We start from the raw sequence: 17177 nt of genomic DNA on the forward strand, positions 1-17177 counted from the left end.
ATATCAACAATTTGTTTCCAGTTTATTAAGCCGTCACATTGAGCTAGGTTGCATTACAAAAAAAGCAAATGCATTTGCACTTGCTTTTTTTATGTGTCAGTCGAAAACATGTACTTCTTATAGTGATACCTGATGCTGAAGATAAGTCCGATAGCAAGCATATTTCCCATTAAAGAACTTCCCCCGTAGCTTATGAACGGAAGCGGGATACCAGTGATCGGCAGGACACCGATCGTCATTCCGATATTCTGGAACACGTGGAAGGTAATCATGCTGATCACGCCTACACATACGTAGGTGTAAAAATTATTTTTTGTTTCCATTCCAATTTTGGTGATGTGATAGATTAACAGGAAAAATAAACTAATGACGATGCTCGAACCGATAAATCCAAATTCCTCGCCAATGACGCTGAAAATAAAATCGGTTTGGCTTTCGGGAAGATACACTTCCCGGGAACCGATGCCCTTTCCACCGGTTTGACCGGATCCGATCGCAAGCAGAGATTTTGTTAAGTGATAACCTGCGCTGCTTTGGTAATTATAAGGGTCAATCCAGGAATATATCCGGCCAAATTGATACTGTTGGACACCTAAATACTTCTCAAGGATCTCTGGATGCCAAAGCACAAAATACATGACCGTTCCAGCCAAAGCTGCTCCCCCGGAAAAAATCGGCAATAAAATACGCCAGGAAATGCCCGAAATAAAAACCATTCCAAGCAATATAGCCAAGAGGACGAGCGATGTCCCCAAATCCGGCTGCTGCATGACGAGCGCCAAGGGCAGCAGCGTCACAAGTCCCAGCTTGCCCAGAAGCCATAAATCGGTTTGCATTGTTTTCACAGGGGTTTTTGTATGGTGGCCCGAAATCACATTAGCAAGGGATAAAATCAAAAATACTTTCATAATTTCCGAAGGTTGCAGAGATCCCATAAAAGGGACTTGATACCAGCTTTTTGCTCCATTGACCGGTTTTGCAATACTTTCTGGGGCAATTATCAAGAACGCAAGCAAAAAACATCCGAATCCATATGCGTACCAGGAGATTTTTTTCAGTTGGTCAGAGTCGAAGGTAATGACCCCGATGATGATGCCTACCCCTACGATATACCAGACAATTTGCTTCAGCAGAAAGTTCTGTCCGTATTGGCCTGTAGTCTGGGCACTATAAATCGCAATCGAGCTTGCGATGAACAAAAGAAATATGATAAATGCCAATCCGAAATCGACACGGGAAGATATATTTTTTTCTGATTGCATGGTAACTCTCCCTTTTAAAAAGGATAAAGCAAATAGCGAACTAATTTACCCTATATCATTATACTTGATAGAGATAAAATCACAACAATATTGTAGGATGGGATTTTTTCCCCGATGACGCAAGAAATTTGTCGAACGGAAATGATTTACTTCCCTTTGTTTATTCACCATTTCCTTCTTTAATTCGATTGCAAAATAAGCGGCAGCGAGTTCAATGGAACAAAGGAAAACAATACTCAACAAACCATAAAGCATTTCAGGTTCCCCTTCCTTTTATCCTCATTTTGATGATAGGACATGAAAGGCAATCTTCCCGTCGGTCAGCCTTGATCATTATGCGGCGTTTTCTTGTGCGATGGAATTCCTCTATGAAAAGGGCTGTATGACTTACACCATTTATGTTAAAAATAGCTATTATTTACTAGTCTTCCATAAAAATATATTGCACACATTCCGATGTTTAATTATACTTCAATAGTATCAATTGAATACTTCCTCATTAACCGATGAGGTAGAGGCTGCGGCTTATATGAGTATGGCGGACGAGGTACAGCGAATATCGTTGACTCCACCAGAAGGGATAAGTCGCCGAAGTTTGGATATATTCACTGTATATCCAGGCTGGCGGTGTTTTCCGAACAGGAACACCACTGTCACGTTCTCTGTAATCGAGAACGTGGGGAGCTACTTTCGGAAGGGATTAAACGGGTTATTCAAACAGCCGTCGATCTTCTTCGACGGCTGTTTTTTATTGACCTTTCCCTCCTAAACAAAAAAGGAGTGTTAAATATGAGCAATACAAAAGCACCAAACAATCCCACTCAATTGAAAAGGGGATTGAAAGCCAGGCACTTAACGATGATCTCACTCGGGGGCACAATCGGTACCGGGTTATTCCTGGCAAGCGGCGGCAGCATCCACACGGCGGGACCAGGCGGAGCCCTTGCCGCTTATTCTGCCATTGGCATAATGGTTTACTTCCTGATGACAGGTCTTGCTGAAATGGCCGCCTTCATGCCGGTGGCCGGTTCTTTCCGCGTATATGCATCCAAGTTCGTTGATCCTGCCTTGGGATTTGCCCTGGGCTGGAATTACTGGTACAACTGGGCCATCACCATTGCGGCGGAACTGGCTGCCGTAGTCCTGATCATGAAATTCTGGTTCCCGGACAGCCAGTCCATACTTTGGAGCGCGCTTTGCCTTGCAATTATGTTCCTTTTAAATTACATGTCTGTCAAAGGGTTTGGCGAAGCTGAATACTGGTTCTCCCTCATCAAGGTTGTCACAGTCATCGTGTTTCTGATTACCGGGTTCCTGATGATCCTTGGAATCATGGGCGGTGAAGCTATCGGCTTCAAAAACTTTACAATTGATGATGCACCGTTCAATGGCGGGTTTATGACGATCATGGGGATCTTTATGGCTGCCGGCTTCTCCTTCCAGGGTACAGAGCTGCTCGGGGTTGCCGCAGGAGAAAGCGAAAATCCAAGAAAGAATATTCCAAAAGCAATCCGCCAGGTGTTTTGGCGAATCCTGTTGTTCTACATTCTTGCTATTTTCGTTATCGGACTGATCATCCCTTATACTACGGAAAGCTTATTAAGCTCCGATATTGCAGTGAGCCCGTTCACGCTCGTTTTCGAAAAAGCCGGACTCGCTTTTGCCGCTTCTGTCATGAATGCGATCATCCTCTCGGCTATCTTATCTGCCGGAAACTCAGGGATGTACGCTTCAACCAGGATGCTTTGGGATTTGGCCCGTGACGGAAAAGCCCCTAAATTCTTAGGAAAGCTTGATAAAAGAGGCATTCCGGTCAACGCGTTAATCGTAACATCACTGGTAGGTACACTTGCATTTTTAACAACCTTCTTCGGTGACGGAGTTGTGTATGTATGGCTATTAAATGCCTCAGGAATGTCAGGCTTCATTGCCTGGGTCGGAATTGCTGTCAGCCATTATCGTTTCCGCAAAGCCTATGTAGCACAGGGCCGTGATTTAAAGGACCTTCCGTATCGTGCAAAATGGTACCCGTTCGGACCGCTTTTCGCCCTGGTTGTATGCATCATCGTCATCCTCGGCCAAAATTACAGCGCATTTACCGGCGGTGCAATTGACTGGGAAGGCGCTTTGGTATCCTATATCGGCTTGCCTCTGTTCCTCATCCTCTGGATTGGATACAAGCTTATGAAGAAAACCAAAGTGGTTCGTCTTAAAGAAGCCGATTTTGATGTAGAGTAGGTAAAGGCCCTAGGCCCGGCAATATTTGCAAACAGAGACTGTGTAAAGGAACTCTTTTGCAAAAACTGCCGGGCCTTTTGTATACTCTCTTACCCTTATTTTTCAGTACGCATTATCCAAACCGGGTCCATGTGCCTTCCATCCTTGGTGGTTAAAAGCTCAGTTATTCCGTAATCCCCTCTTGGACAAGCTTTACTTTTACATGAACGGTAACAGGGATAGAGGGATAAATATCATACCAATGTTTTTTGTCGAACCTCCTGATTTGGCTTCGTGCTTTATCACCTAACGCAAGCGGGTCAACATCATTATCTTGGAACATTCGGACCATTTTCTTGAGATTCTTTTGAAAAACTTTTTCCGCATCCCTCTCCAATTTCGAAATCACAGACCTTTTTTTTAAATCAACATCCTGAACTTCCACCACACTGCCCTCGATGTGAACGGAGATATTGGCCGCCGGTTTTTTATTCGTGTTAATGTTATATTCAACACTGGAACTAATATTTTGGATATTCATATAAGAATTTTCTTTCAGCCTGATTTCGTATATTCCGTTTTTGAAATTTCCGTAAAGCATTTTAAATAAAAAACCATCCTCGTACGGGATATGTTTTCCGATGTATTTATCATTTTTAAAGAGTGCGATGCCTTTCACTCTAATATGGTCTTTCTCTTGTTTCAGCAACGGCATGACCGGGTCCATATTATCTCCATAATAATAATATAAAAAAGTGTGGAGGTTGGTTTCAGGGAGATTCGCCTGAGAGTTCTGTTCAATCAGCTCTTTCGTTTTTACATCCGGTGTTTTCAACATCTTCGACTCAATCTTTACAATGTCCTCGGCTTTCCCATCAACGACAGCTAAATACAAATTCCTCCCAATCGCTGGATCTCGCCTGTATGTATCTACATAATCGTAGATTCCCTGTTTGGCAAGCTCCTCACCGTACACAACTGCTTGAAGCCGTCCTCCTACAAGGCGTTTCGATGCTTCCGCTTCCGTTTTCTGTATAAAATTTTTTCCTGTATGGGTAGTTGCCGCATATACTTCCTTTCCCATCTGGGATTTTTCACCCGATTGGGAAACTGCCACGACTGTCGATCCCCGGATTTGATTTTTCCCTGCTGCATCATACCCGGTCACTTCAGCAAGAAGAAGATCCTCTAAAATATTATCCTGAACACCGCAGCCGGTTAAAACCAGAAAAGATATTATAAAAATAATTAATTTTTTCGTCATGGTGTTTTCTTCCTCACTTTATGGACAACTGTGTACAAGACAAACAGTATTGGGATATAAAAATACATTATCCAGAAACCCATTCGCGATAATATGGTATTGATCAGGTCTACCTGCTGGCGCGTTTCAAAATACATGCTGCACATAAGGACAATTGCCAATAGATAGATAAGAGATTTCCGTTGTTCAAAATAGAATAGCCGCTTGACCGCCCTGCTCGCGGCCCATAGGCCCAAGCATATATTTGGAATCACCCCGAACAGCCACATAGAAATTCCAACATATTCAAACCTTTCTACAAATGGCAAGTCTACAATTTTCCATAGCGTCAATGTTGCCCAAACAGAATGCTTTAGCTGATCCTGGCTGAAATACACAAATGACACCAGTGCGGATACCAAATAAATAAAAATGGAAAAGGCATGGCCGAAATGCGCCCATTTTTCAGCTTTTCGAGGTTGGTTGAGAAACGGGTAAAACATAAAAACCAGTTCAAACCCGATATAATTCAACGTCATTGTTTTAGCCGAGAGCAAGATATCTTTAATGGAATGATTAAAGACAGGGGCCAAATTGGAAAAGTGCGCTTGCTGAAGAGGAAAATATTTTAACAATAGTAGAGGAAGAGTAATTAATATGCCCATAAAGGCCGCTCCGGCAATAACCCTGAATCCTCCTATTACAAAGCTGTATACCAAAAGCCCTAATACGATCATCAGCACATAAGCGTTTAGACCCGGAAACATCCATACTTGAATGACTTCTATATATGTCCTTAAAATTGTAACTGTGATCAATAATATATAGAGAATGAAAAAAACCGTCACAACCCCGCCAATCCACTTTCCAAAAGTGAATTGGTGGATGCTGACAATATCATTCCCGTCCTTATGAAGTATTCGGAAGGACAGCCAAAGAATAACATGCACACTTAATCCGCCAATTATAATGGATATCCAGGCATCATATTCTGCATATTTGGCGATAACCCTCTCAAACCCAAGTATGCCCACACCCAATTGCATTTTATGTATGAGGAACATTGCATAGTAAGCGGAAACTTTTCTATTTTCTTTCGGCTGGATGTCCATGCTTTCCCAACTTTCTACTCATCGATATCCCTGGGCTTTGGTTCCTGCTTCGGTTCGAAACGTATAGCCTCCTCAGGCCTTAAATTGACAGGCCTTTTCTTTTGCCTTGAAAAAGGCAGTCGTATGAAGCTGTCCTTCATATCTTGCAACCGCAAAGGATACAGCGGCTCTAAATACGGGCGCCCAAGAGATGTAAGTTTTAATAGGTGGCTAAGAAAAAAAGCCGCACAGATGGCAACACCCAAAAGGCCGTAAAGCTGGGCCGCTATCAAAAATGGAAAACGGATCAGCCGGATCGTATTGCTGATCTGATAAATCGGGGTCGTGAATGATGCAAGCGCAGCCAAGGCGACAAGCATCAATAGTACGTTACTGACAAAGCCCGCCTGTACAGCGGCAGTGCCGATTACAATACCTCCCACGATACCGATTGTCTGTCCAACCTTTGTCGGCAGCCTGGCACCAGCTTCCCTAAGCAGTTCGATTGTACCCTCCAAAATCAGCGCTTCCAGGATAGGCGGGAAAGGGACGGCTCCCCGTGAAGCAATTAAGGTTGGCAGTAAATCTTCCGGTATGGATTGATAATGATACGTAATAACCGCAACATACATTGATGTTGACATTACGGAAAATAGTACAGCGAATAACCGAATTAACCGGAAGCCCGACGCAATATGCCAGTTTAATAAGTAATCTTCAAATGCAGAGAAGAATTCACCAATAGATGCCGGGCCAATAAGGGCATGGGGGGAGCCATCGACCAATATGACGACTTTCCCTTCTGACAGGACACTTGCAGCCCTGTCAGGACGCTCTGTATCGATAAACTGGGGAAATGCCGAGTTTTGGTTGTCCGCAATCATCTGCGCGATATATGAGCTATCAGCAATCGTATCGTAATCCAGTTCCGATATTCTTTGGCATACCCTATTTACATTTTCATGATTAGCAATTCCATCAATATAAAGAATCGCTGTTCTCGTTTGTGAAATCTTCCCGACCTTGATTTCTTTCAGTTGGAGTTCAGGCACAGGCAGCCGTTTCCGGATCAAATTTACATTTGTCTCCAGTGATTCCACAAAGGCTTCTTTCGGGCCTACGACACTAAATTCCGTTTCAGGAACGGAAATCTGTCTTTTTTCTGAGCTCACACATGGCACGAGCAGGCAGTTTCCATTTCCCTTTTCCAACTGAATGATCACGGCCCCCCGCATTGCGGCATTTTGGATGACCTTAAGATCGGTGGATATCTTCATGTTTTCAATTGGTATAACTTTTTTTGCTTCTATAAGAGTAGAAGGTTGTTGTTCTGCCAGGACAAGCAGGATTTCCTTATGTACTTGATTTGGGCTTACAATCGTTTTGAAATAGGAAACGGTAAAAGCACCTTCTGATGGATACTGAAATGAGAGGAAATCCTTTGAAGCTTTAAATTTTTTAAACAGTTCTTCGAAGTCTTCTGCTGGGTCACCCACATGTGGAATGGCTTTATTTTTCGGCAAAGGGGGTATTCGTTTTTTCTTTTTTTTAAAGAAATTCATTTTCAGGCCCCTTTCCACAGGAAAACATATTTTCAGAACAATAGACTAGAAAAACTAATGTTTTTATATTTAAATGTCCCTCTTTCTATCACCAATCGGGCTCTCACAATCATTGAGCATCAGGAAAAATCCGCCTTACTGTATCACTAAATTCATCGGATAATCCACGCATTTGCCTGTTATCCCCCACGATCCTGGACATAACTATCCACTCTGCACGCGAATTCAGGATTGGTTGAAATATAAACATGTTCAGCTTTTCGGTCCGCTTGTTTAACCAGCCTGACAATATTGTCTGTTAAGCCATTTGTCATTTCCATTCCTTGTTCCACCAGCACCCACATAGGCATTATTATCAGTTCGACGGCGGCATGCTCTATCTCCGGCAAGTTTTCTACTTCCTTTGCCGCATCTCCTGATACGATTAAATGACCATTACCTTGACTGCCTGCTCCTAAAATGGCCAATACATCTCGATTGTGATGTTGGTCATTTATCGTTGCGCCTACGCCCGCGCGTTCATTTATATTGATGGTACTGTGGCCGATATTATTTCTTCCCTCAAGATTGTCATTTGTCACCCGACAATCAGCAAAACCTATATTGCGCATACACTCCCTGACGATTTCATCTATTCCATTCCCTTCGAAGTATACACTGTTACTATTTGTAATGAGTGCGGTATTATTCAGTCGAAGGAATAAAAAACAGCATTCCAGTAAAAGGAATGCTGCTATATTTCTTTTATAACGTACTTCCTGCCCGGCGTCCGGACGAAAGCCTTTTTACGTTTTTTTTCTCTTTAAAGGTATGCCATATATCCATAAAAGCCTTCGGTGTCTGCTTCACGTTGTTAATTGTTTGCTGGATTGCGTCTTTTTTGAACTGTACATCTGAAGTAATTTCCTTTTGGGTTAATGCCAATTTATCCGTTTCGGTTTTTACCTGCTCTGTCTTAGCCTGTATCATGGCAGTGGTTTTTGTAATCCTGTTCATGACAGGCTTTGTATCTTTGAATATTTTTACCGCTGAAATGGCTAAGTAAATGAGTGAACCGACCACCAGGACTATACTTAAGTAAACAATAATCACGGGATGCCTCCTCCATAATGTGTTTACATATCTTTACCCACAATCCTCCATTGCAAACGGAAAACGTGCTACCCTTCAAAACATGGTTTGCTATCGCTTGCCGGCACTTCTGTCCCTATTGTCTTGGGTTTCAATCACAGGTGCTTCCTTTAAGCTTTCTCTATCCCATTTGCCCAAACCCCTGCCGGCACCGGGTGCAATGTGTGCCATCGGCAGCTGTTCCAATTCTTTTCCCCTTGGCATATTCCTCATCACCGCCTTCCTATATATACTCTTTCCTTCCGCCTTTCAATAAAATCAGGCATATATGACGCATGCTGAGACATCGCAGAAAGATGTTTTCCAAAAATCAAACGGTCCGGCACCCTAACCAATATTATCCTTTTACATTCATCGAGGATTTTAGTAGGCAAGCTTTTTATGGGTTAATGACTTTTTTCGAACAATGAGAAAATACACGAAAAGAATTTCAGCAGAAAGCTATACTTAAAAAACAAGTTCGTATTAGGGCTTTACCGCCTATATCGATTGGCCAGATTATTTAAATATAAAAAAAACAGGCAAGAAGAATATATATCTTCTTGCCTGTTCCCTATTATTACGGTGTGGTTGTTGCCTTGGAGTCAGCATCCCCGTTCGGATAGTCAAAATCATTCGGATTGATCGGGGTAAAACCGTTAGGTGTGTAGAAACGCAACAGGTCTCCATTCACTACTTCATCAGATAGCCTCAACATGGTTTCAGCCGTCTTTTGATCCTGTGAAATTATTTCGTTTTTCTCGATCAGTTCTCCCGTTGCATTATCATAATATTTCCCGTTCAGAGCAGTAACCTCTGGCGTGATAAAGTCACCATTCCGGAATGGGACGATTTCCACATGCTCTTTTGATAATAGGTCAGAGCCGAATTGTACATATTCCTTGGTGTCTATTCCAAGCAAGTGAAGCATTGTCGGCATCAGATCGATTTGTCCGCCGTATTGGTGCATTTCTCCGCCTTTGACACCCGGTACATGTATCAATAATGGAACACGCTGCAATTGTGTATTTTCAAATTTGCCCACTTCTTTCCCTAGAACCTGGGACATCGCTTTATTATGGTTTTCTGAAATGCCATAATGGTCGCCATACATGATGATCACTGAATTATCATAGAGCCCGGAAGCCTTTAAATAGTCAAAGAATTCCTTTAACGCTTCATCTGCATAACGGGCTGTCTGGAAGTAATTGTCCACAGAAGCGTCGCCGGTCGTATGCTTTTCAATCGTGGCATCCTTCTCATCCAATGGATATGGGAAGTGGTTTGATAACATAATGAACTTAGAATAAAATGGCTGCGGAAGTGTGTCCAGCATTGGGATAGACTCTTTGAAGAAAGGTTTATCCTTTAAGCCATAATTCATCACGTCTTCAGGTTTCATGCTGTAATAGCTGGCATCATAGAACTTGTCAAAGCCAAGGGATTTATAAATTTTATCACGGTTCCAGAATGACTTATAATTCCCGTGAAAAACCGCGGATGTATAGCCATGCTGCCCTAAAATAGCAGGAGCTGCATGGTACCTATTCTGGCCCTGAGTTGTAAAAGCTGCCCCCTGAGGCAAACCGTACAATGAATTCTCAAGGAGGAACTCTGCATCAGCCGTTTTCCCCTGTCCTGTCTGGTGGAAGAAATTATCAAAATACATAAAGTCTTTACTGCTGGCCAATGAATTAAGGAACGGAGTAACTTCCTCACCGTTCAATTTGTAGTCGATTATAAAGTTCTGCATCGATTCAAGATGCAGATAAATGACGTTCTTTCCTTTTGCTTTTCCAAAATAAGCCGGGTTGGGCTCTGCTTTTGTGGCTCTCGTATAGTTGACCACCTCGGCGATATCCGTGCTGTTGGCAGTCGCGCGCTGGGCATAGGTTTTCGTATTCTGGATAGCATCATATACCGTGTAGTTATACATGCCAAGGTATTTCACGATATAGTTGCGGTCAAATGTCCTTGACAATAGCTGCGGACGGTCCTTTTCTGCCAAAGCAAGGTTGACAGTAAAAGTCATAATGGCAGCCACAAACACAGTAGCAACTGTGCGGCGCTTCAGCTTGTCTGCTTCCGGCCTTACGATTTTAAATGCAAAAAGGGCAATTAAAATAATCGTATCCAGGAAGTAAAAGATATCATAGGCATGGAATAAGGCTGTGACGCTTTGTCCCAGATCCCCTGCATTCTTTACCTGTGTCAGTGTCGGCAATGTAATAAAGTCACTGAAGAACCGGTAATACATAATATTCGCATACAAAAGGAAGGAGAGCATGAAATTCAGCCCGATGATCCATTTATAGGCTTTCTTCCCCTTAGCTAACAAAGCAAGGCCAAACACAAAAACCGCGGAACTTAACGGGTTGATAAACAGCAGGAACTCCTGCATGAGATTATCTATACCTAAGTTGAACTCAGCCCTGTATGCACTGTATGTTTTAATCCAGAACAAAATGACAGCGACCGACAAAAACCCGAGTAATTTATTTTTCAATAGATGCTCGCTCTTTTTCAAGAATTGTTTCATTCAATCACCTTCTATCAATCTATTCTTAAAGGTCTTAACATTTACTCAACAATAAAAAACTCCCTTACAAGATAAGAGAGAATGGGCATGAAGTAAATAATAACACCGGGGATTGAACATTACAAGATGTTCATGGCTTTTCCCTGTATTTTACTGAATCCCATCTCTATTTCATTTACAAATTATACCAGGGGCGAATTGGACAAGATACAGTCCTAAATACTCATAATCATATGAAGCCGGCTGTCAATAAATGACAAGCATTTTTTACAAAAAGAAAATGTGGACGTAACAAGCATAACGTAAAACCATTCTATTTTACAAAAAAAAATAACCGGCAATTAAATGTCATGGATATCATGTACGCATTTAATTGGCAGCTCATGCTCGTCATGGGACAGACCATCCAACACTTTTACCATTATATAACAGCCTTAATCTTTTTGCCACTCTACTTTCATAATTTCTTTACATTGTAAGATTCATACTTAACGATAAATCCGTTCAAATCTATCCCGCCAAACACAATTCAGGGAATAGGGAACGGCTTTCTCCCATGCACTCTTGAGCCGAACTAGCCCATTTCGTTAAAGCTGCAAGGTGTCATTTTTCTTCAGGTAATTCCATCGTACTAAGCACAGGTGCTCCATCTAAATACTCCTGCATATTAGCTAGAAATCCCATTTGGATCGTGTATTGCCGGTTTATATTATCGAATGCCATCCTTGTCAGCGGATGCATCCCCATGACTCTTTCTTTAGCCTTCTGCCCGGCTTTCAAATCAGCGAGCTCCCGGCTGATTGTCTTCAGTTGTGCATCAAGTCGAGTCTTGAAGGTCTTCTTTGGAAATGTCATGGACAAAAGATAATGCAGTATATAAAGAGCTTGGCAGCATAACGGAAGATTGTTGAAACGCTTCTTTCAGCAGCCGTTTGAACTCGATTTCCCCGGTTTCCGTAACCTTATATATCGCTTTTGCCCGGTTCCCGGTATGCTCGACTGATTGTAGCTGTACCAAGCCTTCTTTATCCATTTTTTTAAAGCATGGTAAATTGAACCCGGTAGGATTCCTGCCCACTTGTCTGGTTCATCCGTAAACCCTCCTAATTATTTTGTAAAGAGCAAACAGTAAAATTTTTTTTAATTTTTTTCAGCAAAAAATAAATACCAACCGTGATAACGGGTGGTTTTCTCTGTTTTATAATAAAAACTGCCCAGCACATAGTGCTGGGCAGTGGATAAGCCTGCTATTATTTTATTCCTTCTTCCGCTTCCTTTACCATTTCCGCTAACGAAATCAAACCGCCGCCTGATAAGTACCAGTAGCCTGGATCGAGATAAACGATATTATCGTTTTTGTAAGCGTTCGTTTTCTTTACTAAGTCGTTTTCAATGACTTGTTTGGCGTTATTTCCTTCACCTACGGCAGCATCCCGGTCGATTACGTAAAGTATGTCGGGATTTTGCTCAGCAATGAATTCAAAGGAAATATTTTGGCCGTGTATCGGATCGGTTTCCAAGTTGTCAGTTGCCGGCTTAATTCCAAAAACATCATGGATTAGGCCAAAACGTGAAGCAGGCCCAAACGCAGTTACCTTGCCTCCTGACGTCAGTGTGATCAAAGCTTTGTCATCATTGCCTTCTGTTTTTTCTTTAAGGCTTGCAATGGAATCGTCAATTTTCGCAAGCTCTTCCTTGGCTTGGGCTTCTTTGCCGAAAATTTCACCGAGTGTTGTCACGTTTTCTTTAAAAGAATCCATATAATTATTATAGTCGATGCCCATAAATACGGTTGGGGCTATTTCATTGAACTTGTCATAGGAATCTTGCTGCCGCCCAGAAATGATGATTAGATCCGGCTGCAGTTCATTGATTTTCTCGAAGTCAGGCTCCATCAACCCCCCGACATTTTCGGCGTCTTTGTATTTATCCAAAAAGGCAGGAAGATTTTCCGTTGGGACGCCAGTCACGTTAACACCGAGCTTATCCAAAGTTTCCAGCGTTCCAAAGTCAAAAGTCACAACTTTTTCAGGATTCTTCTTTACTTTCGCTTCTCCTAATTGATGCTTGATCGTCATTGTTTCAGATTCCTTGGTGCCCTCTGAACCGCCTCCGTTTTCTGCTGATTCTTTAGGACCGCAAGCAGCGGCGACAATGGTTAACACTGCAATTATTAAAAACAAGGATAATTTTTTCTTCATTTAATTGCACCTCGTAAATTTTTTTATGTAAAGTGATCGACAGATAAGTGTCTTTAATTGCCTGATTGCAGGTCAAAGGGCAAAGCGGACAGCTCCAAAATTATTTGGGCGCCCAGCCATCCTTGCTTTATTCCCATATTCCCTGAAAAATTGACAAGATTAAAAGCAATCCATCGCACCTTTTACCCAATTGAATAACACTATTCTAAGCGTAGTAAACACAAATCCTGTTATCATTGATATTTTCGATACTGATATCCATGTCATAAATATCCTTCAATGCAGGCTGGCTTATGATTGCATCAGTAGGGCCTTCATGCACCACTTTCCCTTCCTTCAGTGCTACGATGTAATCAGAGTAGCAAGAGGCAAAATTAATGTCGTGGATGACAATAACCACGGTCTTTCCCAATTCTTCCGTAAGCCTGCTTAACACCTTCATAATTTGCACGGAATGTTTCATATCAAGATTATTCAGAGGTTCATCAAGCAGGATATATTCAGTATTTTGGGCGATGACCATTGCGATATAGGCTCGCTGCTGCTGTCCTCCGCTAAGCTGGTCGAGGAATTTATCCTGGATATCGCCAAGCTCCATATATTCGATTGCTTCATCTACAAACATCCAATCTTCCTTCGTCAATCTTCCCTGGGAATATGGAAAACGCCCAAAGGAAACCAATTCCCGGATCGTAAGCCGGATATTAATATGGTTCGATTGCTTCAAGATTGAGATTTTTTTAGAGAGTTCATTGCTTTTGCATTTGCTGACTTCCATTCCATCAATCAGGATTTGCCCTGAATCTTTAGTGGTAAGCCTTGCGATCATGGATAAAAGCGTACTTTTTCCAGCTCCGTTAGGGCCGATGAAAGAAGTGATTTTCCCTTTTGGGATTTCCAGGGACACGTTTTCAACAACATACTTATTGCCATATTGTTTCGAGACATTTCTTACTTCTACCATGATTTATTCTCCTTTAACAAAAGATAGATGAAATACGCCCCGCCGATAAAATTGATGATGACGCTGAGCGTTGTTGAAAAGGTGAACACCCTTTCAACGATCAAGAGGCCGCCAACTAGAGCAATGATACTGATCAGGATAGAGCTGAAGATTAAGTAACTATGCTGGTACGTCTTAATAAACTGATAAGCTACGTTAACCACAAGAAGACCAAGGAAAGTAATCGGGCCAACCAGTGCAGTAGAAATGGAAATGAGAATCGCCACCACGATTAAAAGCCTTTTTACGACATAGTTATAGTCCACACCCAGGTTGATCGCCTGCTCCTTGCCGAGTGACAGGACATCAAGGAATTTTACAAACCTGAAAAAATAGATGGAAACAGCCAGCATCAGGACAATCGAAAGCATCAGCAGATCCGTGTTGATATTATTGAAGCTTGCAAACATCCTGTCCTGGATGATCTGGAATTCATTCGGGTCAATAATGACCTGCATGAATGATGAAAAACTTTGGAACAGCGTTCCCATGACCAAACCGACTAATAAAAGAAAATAAATATTCTGTCCTTCACGCTTGAAAAGGAATTGGTATAACAACCCCGCAAACAGTACCATCAACCCAACAGATACCAAAAAGTTAACGCTTTTATTCATAACGGTTAGGTCGGTAGAGCCGAAAACGAATATCAGGAAGGTTTGTATGAGCATATACAGAGAATCCAGGCCGATGATACCCGGCGTAAGAATCCGGTTGTTGGTGATGGTTTGGAATACCACCGTTGAAAATGCTATTGCGGCCCCGGTCAGGACGAGCGCCAATATTTTTATGCTTCTATTTGGAATAACATATCCCCAGTAGTTTCCCATGTCCGTAAAGAGGAAGACGAGGATCAGGATTACGGCAATTGCTGCAAGTATTCCCATTTTGATGTTTTTATGCATATGCCTTTCTCCTCATCAGTAAGTAAAGAAAAATACCGCTTCCTATTACTCCCACCGTAAGCCCGATCGGAATTTCATATGGAAAGATGATGATCCTGCCGAGAATATCACAGAAAATCAGGAAGACTGCTCCCAATAATGCGGTATGTGACAGATTTTTTTTCAAGTTGTCACCATGATAAATGGAAACAATATTTGGAACAACCAGCCCAAGGAAAGGTATCATCCCCACGGTAAGCATCACCGCAGTTGTCGAAATGGCTACTATAACCAGGCCTGTGTTTACCACGAAACGATAATTAAGGCCAAGGTTCGTCGAAAATTCCTCCCCCATGCCGGCAACAGTAAATTTATGCGCAAACATATATGAAATGATCAAAAGGGGAACGCTTATATAAATCATTTCATACCTTCCTGACATGATCATCGAGAAATCTCCATGAAGCCAGGCGGAGATGCTTTGGATCAAATCATGCTTATAGGCGAAAAAAGTAGTGATCGAACTAATGATATTACCGAACATCAACCCAACCAGCGGGATGAAAATCGCATCTTTAAATTTGATTTTATCAAGCAGCCTCATAAACAGGAATGTCCCTGCTAGCGCAAACAAAGATGCAATCAACATTTTCTCCATCATTGTTGCCGAAGTGAACAGAATGAGTGAAACCAGGATTCCTAGCCTCGCCGCATCCATTGTCCCGGCAGTAGTCGGCGAAACGAATTTATTCCGGCTGAGCTGCTGCATGATCAATCCGCAAATACTCATGCTGGCACCGGCCAGTATGAGGCTAACCAATCTCGGAACCCGGCTGATCATCATGATTTCCATCTGTTCTTCGGTTAGACTGAACAAGTCAAGCGGCGTGATATCCTTAACACCGACAAACAATGAAGTAATTGAAAGTAGTATGAATGCTGAAAACAAATATCTCTTCTTCATGGCGGTTCCTGCTCTTCCTGGATAAATCGCATTATCACATAAGTAAATGAGACTCATTATCAATTAATCTCAAAAAAATATTCAATGAGATTCATTATCAATGACGCTCATGAAAAATAATTGAAATCATGTACTCAATGCAGTAATGATATTCATTATCAATTACATAATTATTTTAATTATTTAAACAGTTTCTGTCAATGATTTTTGATTAAAACACGATTGGCGAACCTGGTATACGGCGAAGACAGTTGCATTGGTATATAAATCCTAATATTGGCCTTCTCCGTTTCATGACGCTCCATACTGAAAGTCAGACTTCATTAGTTACAAAAAACTTCCATAAAAAAAAGAGGGAGGAACGCTTTTTCCCTCCCCCCTACTTACCCTTTTAGTTTTCCTTGCAGGAATAAAAGTTCCTCTGCCAGCTCGCTGAGCCTCCGGTTCACATCTTCATTAATGATCTCATTCTCGCGGTTAAAACTATCATTTGAAACAAAAACATTCTTGCTTGCGACCAATGCCTTGAAAAATGAAAGAATCGGGCGCAATTGATTTTCGGCTACAAGGGAATGGTGGTTAGACCCTGCTGTGGAAACAAAACCTACGACCTTTGTCTCAAAAACAGTTGTCGGCAAATGGTCAAACAGGTTTTTTAGGGCTCCGGTAATAGATGCCTGGTAAACCGGTGTGCCGATGACGAAGAAATCGGCTTCCAATATTTTTTCAACGACATTTTTCGTGTCATCATTATAAGATTCAAGCGGCCTGCCATCTACAAATTCGATTTGATAATCACGTAAATCAACAAGCTCAATGTCAAGCCCGGGATTCTTTTCTTTTGCCCGATTTAGCACTTCATTTACAATCTTAGCTGTCTTTGCGCCGATTAAAGCACCTGAAATTCCTACTAACTTCAATGTACTTCCTCCTTGATGATAAACAAATCCAATAAATACATATGTTGTCTTCATTATAAACGGTCGGGAACTGAATTATGTACTTATCTGCTCTAAGAACGACAAGGAAGACGGGGACTGACCCCCAATGCGGTAAAGAATTAATGTGGTTGGGGACTGACCCCGGAGTGGACTCCTGAAT

At 41.9% G+C, this 17177-nt stretch carries 17 protein-coding genes and 1 riboswitch; of the genes, 1 reads left to right on the top strand and 16 read right to left on the bottom strand.

Annotated elements, in window-relative coordinates:
• Positions 1-89: 89 nt before the first annotated feature.
• The gene (locus D0466_RS10185) at positions 90-1262 is read right to left on the bottom strand and encodes an FtsW/RodA/SpoVE family cell cycle protein (protein WP_117322459.1); all 1173 of its coding nucleotides are present in this window, start codon (positions 1260-1262) and stop codon (positions 90-92) included.
• 45 nt (positions 1263-1307) lie between these two features.
• Positions 1308-1517 (bottom strand): hypothetical protein, encoded by a 210-nt coding sequence (locus D0466_RS10190; protein WP_117322460.1) that lies wholly within the window; start codon positions 1515-1517, stop codon positions 1308-1310.
• A 249-nt stretch (positions 1518-1766) separates the two neighbouring features.
• A riboswitch (Lysine riboswitch) is annotated at positions 1767-1957 on the top strand.
• 94 nt (positions 1958-2051) lie between these two features.
• Here D0466_RS10190 and D0466_RS10195 point away from each other — a divergent pair.
• Positions 2052-3500 (top strand): amino acid permease, encoded by a 1449-nt coding sequence (locus D0466_RS10195; RefSeq protein ID WP_117322461.1) that lies wholly within the window; start codon positions 2052-2054, stop codon positions 3498-3500.
• 163 nt (positions 3501-3663) lie between these two features.
• Here the strand turns inward: D0466_RS10195 and D0466_RS10200 are convergent, their stop codons facing one another.
• The 14 genes from D0466_RS10200 to D0466_RS10255 form a co-directional block, all read right to left on the bottom strand.
• The gene (locus tag D0466_RS10200) at positions 3664-4743 is read right to left on the bottom strand and encodes a Ger(x)C family spore germination protein (protein WP_117322462.1); all 1080 of its coding nucleotides are present in this window, start codon (positions 4741-4743) and stop codon (positions 3664-3666) included.
• A complete protein-coding gene (locus D0466_RS10205) occupies positions 4740-5834 on the bottom strand; it encodes a GerAB/ArcD/ProY family transporter (protein WP_117322463.1) in 1095 nt (364 codons plus the stop codon). Before D0466_RS10205 ends, D0466_RS10200 begins: the two co-directional genes overlap by 4 nt.
• 14 nt (positions 5835-5848) lie before the next feature.
• The gene (locus D0466_RS10210; protein WP_117322464.1) at positions 5849-7375 is read right to left on the bottom strand and encodes a spore germination protein; all 1527 of its coding nucleotides are present in this window, start codon (positions 7373-7375) and stop codon (positions 5849-5851) included.
• Between the two features lie 179 nt (positions 7376-7554).
• Positions 7555-7986 carry a hypothetical protein gene (locus tag D0466_RS10215; RefSeq protein WP_117322465.1) on the bottom strand — a complete coding sequence of 144 codons (432 nt, stop codon included), beginning with the start codon at positions 7984-7986 and terminating at the stop codon, positions 7555-7557.
• Positions 7987-8119: 133 nt separating this feature from the next.
• Positions 8120-8467: a DUF948 domain-containing protein gene (locus D0466_RS10220; RefSeq protein WP_117322466.1), complete on the bottom strand. Its 348-nt coding sequence runs from the start codon at positions 8465-8467 to the stop codon at positions 8120-8122.
• Positions 8468-8557: 90 nt separating this feature from the next.
• A complete protein-coding gene (locus tag D0466_RS22195; RefSeq protein WP_158555885.1) occupies positions 8558-8719 on the bottom strand; it encodes a hypothetical protein in 162 nt (53 codons plus the stop codon).
• Between the two features lie 346 nt (positions 8720-9065).
• Positions 9066-11024: an LTA synthase family protein gene (locus D0466_RS10225; protein ID WP_117322467.1), complete on the bottom strand. Its 1959-nt coding sequence runs from the start codon at positions 11022-11024 to the stop codon at positions 9066-9068.
• A gap of 603 nt (positions 11025-11627) precedes the next feature.
• Complete coding sequence (locus tag D0466_RS21900) at positions 11628-11879, bottom strand: hypothetical protein (RefSeq protein WP_142919922.1); 252 nt, start codon at positions 11877-11879, stop codon at positions 11628-11630.
• Entirely contained in the window at positions 11842-12057 is a 216-nt protein-coding gene (locus D0466_RS10230; RefSeq protein WP_142919923.1) for a hypothetical protein, read from the bottom strand. The genes D0466_RS21900 and D0466_RS10230 overlap by 38 nt, the downstream gene beginning before the upstream one ends.
• A 217-nt stretch (positions 12058-12274) precedes the next feature.
• A complete protein-coding gene (locus D0466_RS10235) occupies positions 12275-13225 on the bottom strand; it encodes a siderophore ABC transporter substrate-binding protein (protein ID WP_117322469.1) in 951 nt (316 codons plus the stop codon).
• A 205-nt stretch (positions 13226-13430) separates the two neighbouring features.
• The gene (locus tag D0466_RS10240; RefSeq protein ID WP_117322470.1) at positions 13431-14189 is read right to left on the bottom strand and encodes an iron ABC transporter ATP-binding protein; all 759 of its coding nucleotides are present in this window, start codon (positions 14187-14189) and stop codon (positions 13431-13433) included.
• Complete coding sequence (locus D0466_RS10245; RefSeq protein WP_117322471.1) at positions 14183-15133, bottom strand: iron chelate uptake ABC transporter family permease subunit; 951 nt, start codon at positions 15131-15133, stop codon at positions 14183-14185. The genes D0466_RS10240 and D0466_RS10245 overlap by 7 nt, the downstream gene beginning before the upstream one ends.
• A complete protein-coding gene (locus D0466_RS10250) occupies positions 15126-16076 on the bottom strand; it encodes an ABC transporter permease (protein ID WP_117322472.1) in 951 nt (316 codons plus the stop codon). The genes D0466_RS10245 and D0466_RS10250 overlap by 8 nt, the downstream gene beginning before the upstream one ends.
• 383 nt (positions 16077-16459) lie before the next feature.
• Entirely contained in the window at positions 16460-16996 is a 537-nt protein-coding gene (locus tag D0466_RS10255; protein WP_117322473.1) for an NADPH-dependent FMN reductase, read from the bottom strand.
• Positions 16997-17177 lie beyond the last annotated feature (181 nt).

The sequence above is a fragment of the Peribacillus glennii genome, assembly GCF_003429105.1.
Lineage (GTDB): Bacteria > Bacillota > Bacilli > Bacillales > DSM-1321 > Peribacillus > Peribacillus glennii.

Excerpts from the sequence above, each read along its gene's own strand:
- D0466_RS10205 (WP_117322463.1), bottom strand. The coding sequence starts at position 5,834 with ATGGACATCCAGCCGAAAGAAAATAGAAAAGTTTCCGCTTACTATGCA.
- D0466_RS10245 (WP_117322471.1), bottom strand. The coding sequence starts at position 15,133 with ATGCATAAAAACATCAAAATGGGAATACTTGCAGCAATTGCCGTAATC.
- D0466_RS10190 (WP_117322460.1), bottom strand. The coding sequence starts at position 1,517 with ATGCTTTATGGTTTGTTGAGTATTGTTTTCCTTTGTTCCATTGAACTC.
- D0466_RS10235 (WP_117322469.1), bottom strand. The coding sequence starts at position 13,225 with ATGAAGAAAAAATTATCCTTGTTTTTAATAATTGCAGTGTTAACCATT.
- D0466_RS10185 (WP_117322459.1), bottom strand. The coding sequence starts at position 1,262 with ATGCAATCAGAAAAAAATATATCTTCCCGTGTCGATTTCGGATTGGCA.
- D0466_RS22195 (WP_158555885.1), bottom strand. The coding sequence starts at position 8,719 with ATGAGGAATATGCCAAGGGGAAAAGAATTGGAACAGCTGCCGATGGCA.
- D0466_RS10250 (WP_117322472.1), bottom strand. The coding sequence starts at position 16,076 with ATGAAGAAGAGATATTTGTTTTCAGCATTCATACTACTTTCAATTACT.
- D0466_RS10210 (WP_117322464.1), bottom strand. The coding sequence starts at position 7,375 with ATGAATTTCTTTAAAAAAAAGAAAAAACGAATACCCCCTTTGCCGAAA.
- D0466_RS10200 (WP_117322462.1), bottom strand. The coding sequence starts at position 4,743 with ATGACGAAAAAATTAATTATTTTTATAATATCTTTTCTGGTTTTAACC.
- D0466_RS10225 (WP_117322467.1), bottom strand. The coding sequence starts at position 11,024 with ATGAAACAATTCTTGAAAAAGAGCGAGCATCTATTGAAAAATAAATTA.
- D0466_RS10230 (WP_142919923.1), bottom strand. The coding sequence starts at position 12,057 with ATGGATAAAGAAGGCTTGGTACAGCTACAATCAGTCGAGCATACCGGG.
- D0466_RS21900 (WP_142919922.1), bottom strand. The coding sequence starts at position 11,879 with ATGACATTTCCAAAGAAGACCTTCAAGACTCGACTTGATGCACAACTG.
- D0466_RS10240 (WP_117322470.1), bottom strand. The coding sequence starts at position 14,189 with ATGGTAGAAGTAAGAAATGTCTCGAAACAATATGGCAATAAGTATGTT.
- D0466_RS10195 (WP_117322461.1), top strand. The coding sequence starts at position 2,052 with ATGAGCAATACAAAAGCACCAAACAATCCCACTCAATTGAAAAGGGGA.
- D0466_RS10215 (WP_117322465.1), bottom strand. The coding sequence starts at position 7,986 with ATGCGCAATATAGGTTTTGCTGATTGTCGGGTGACAAATGACAATCTT.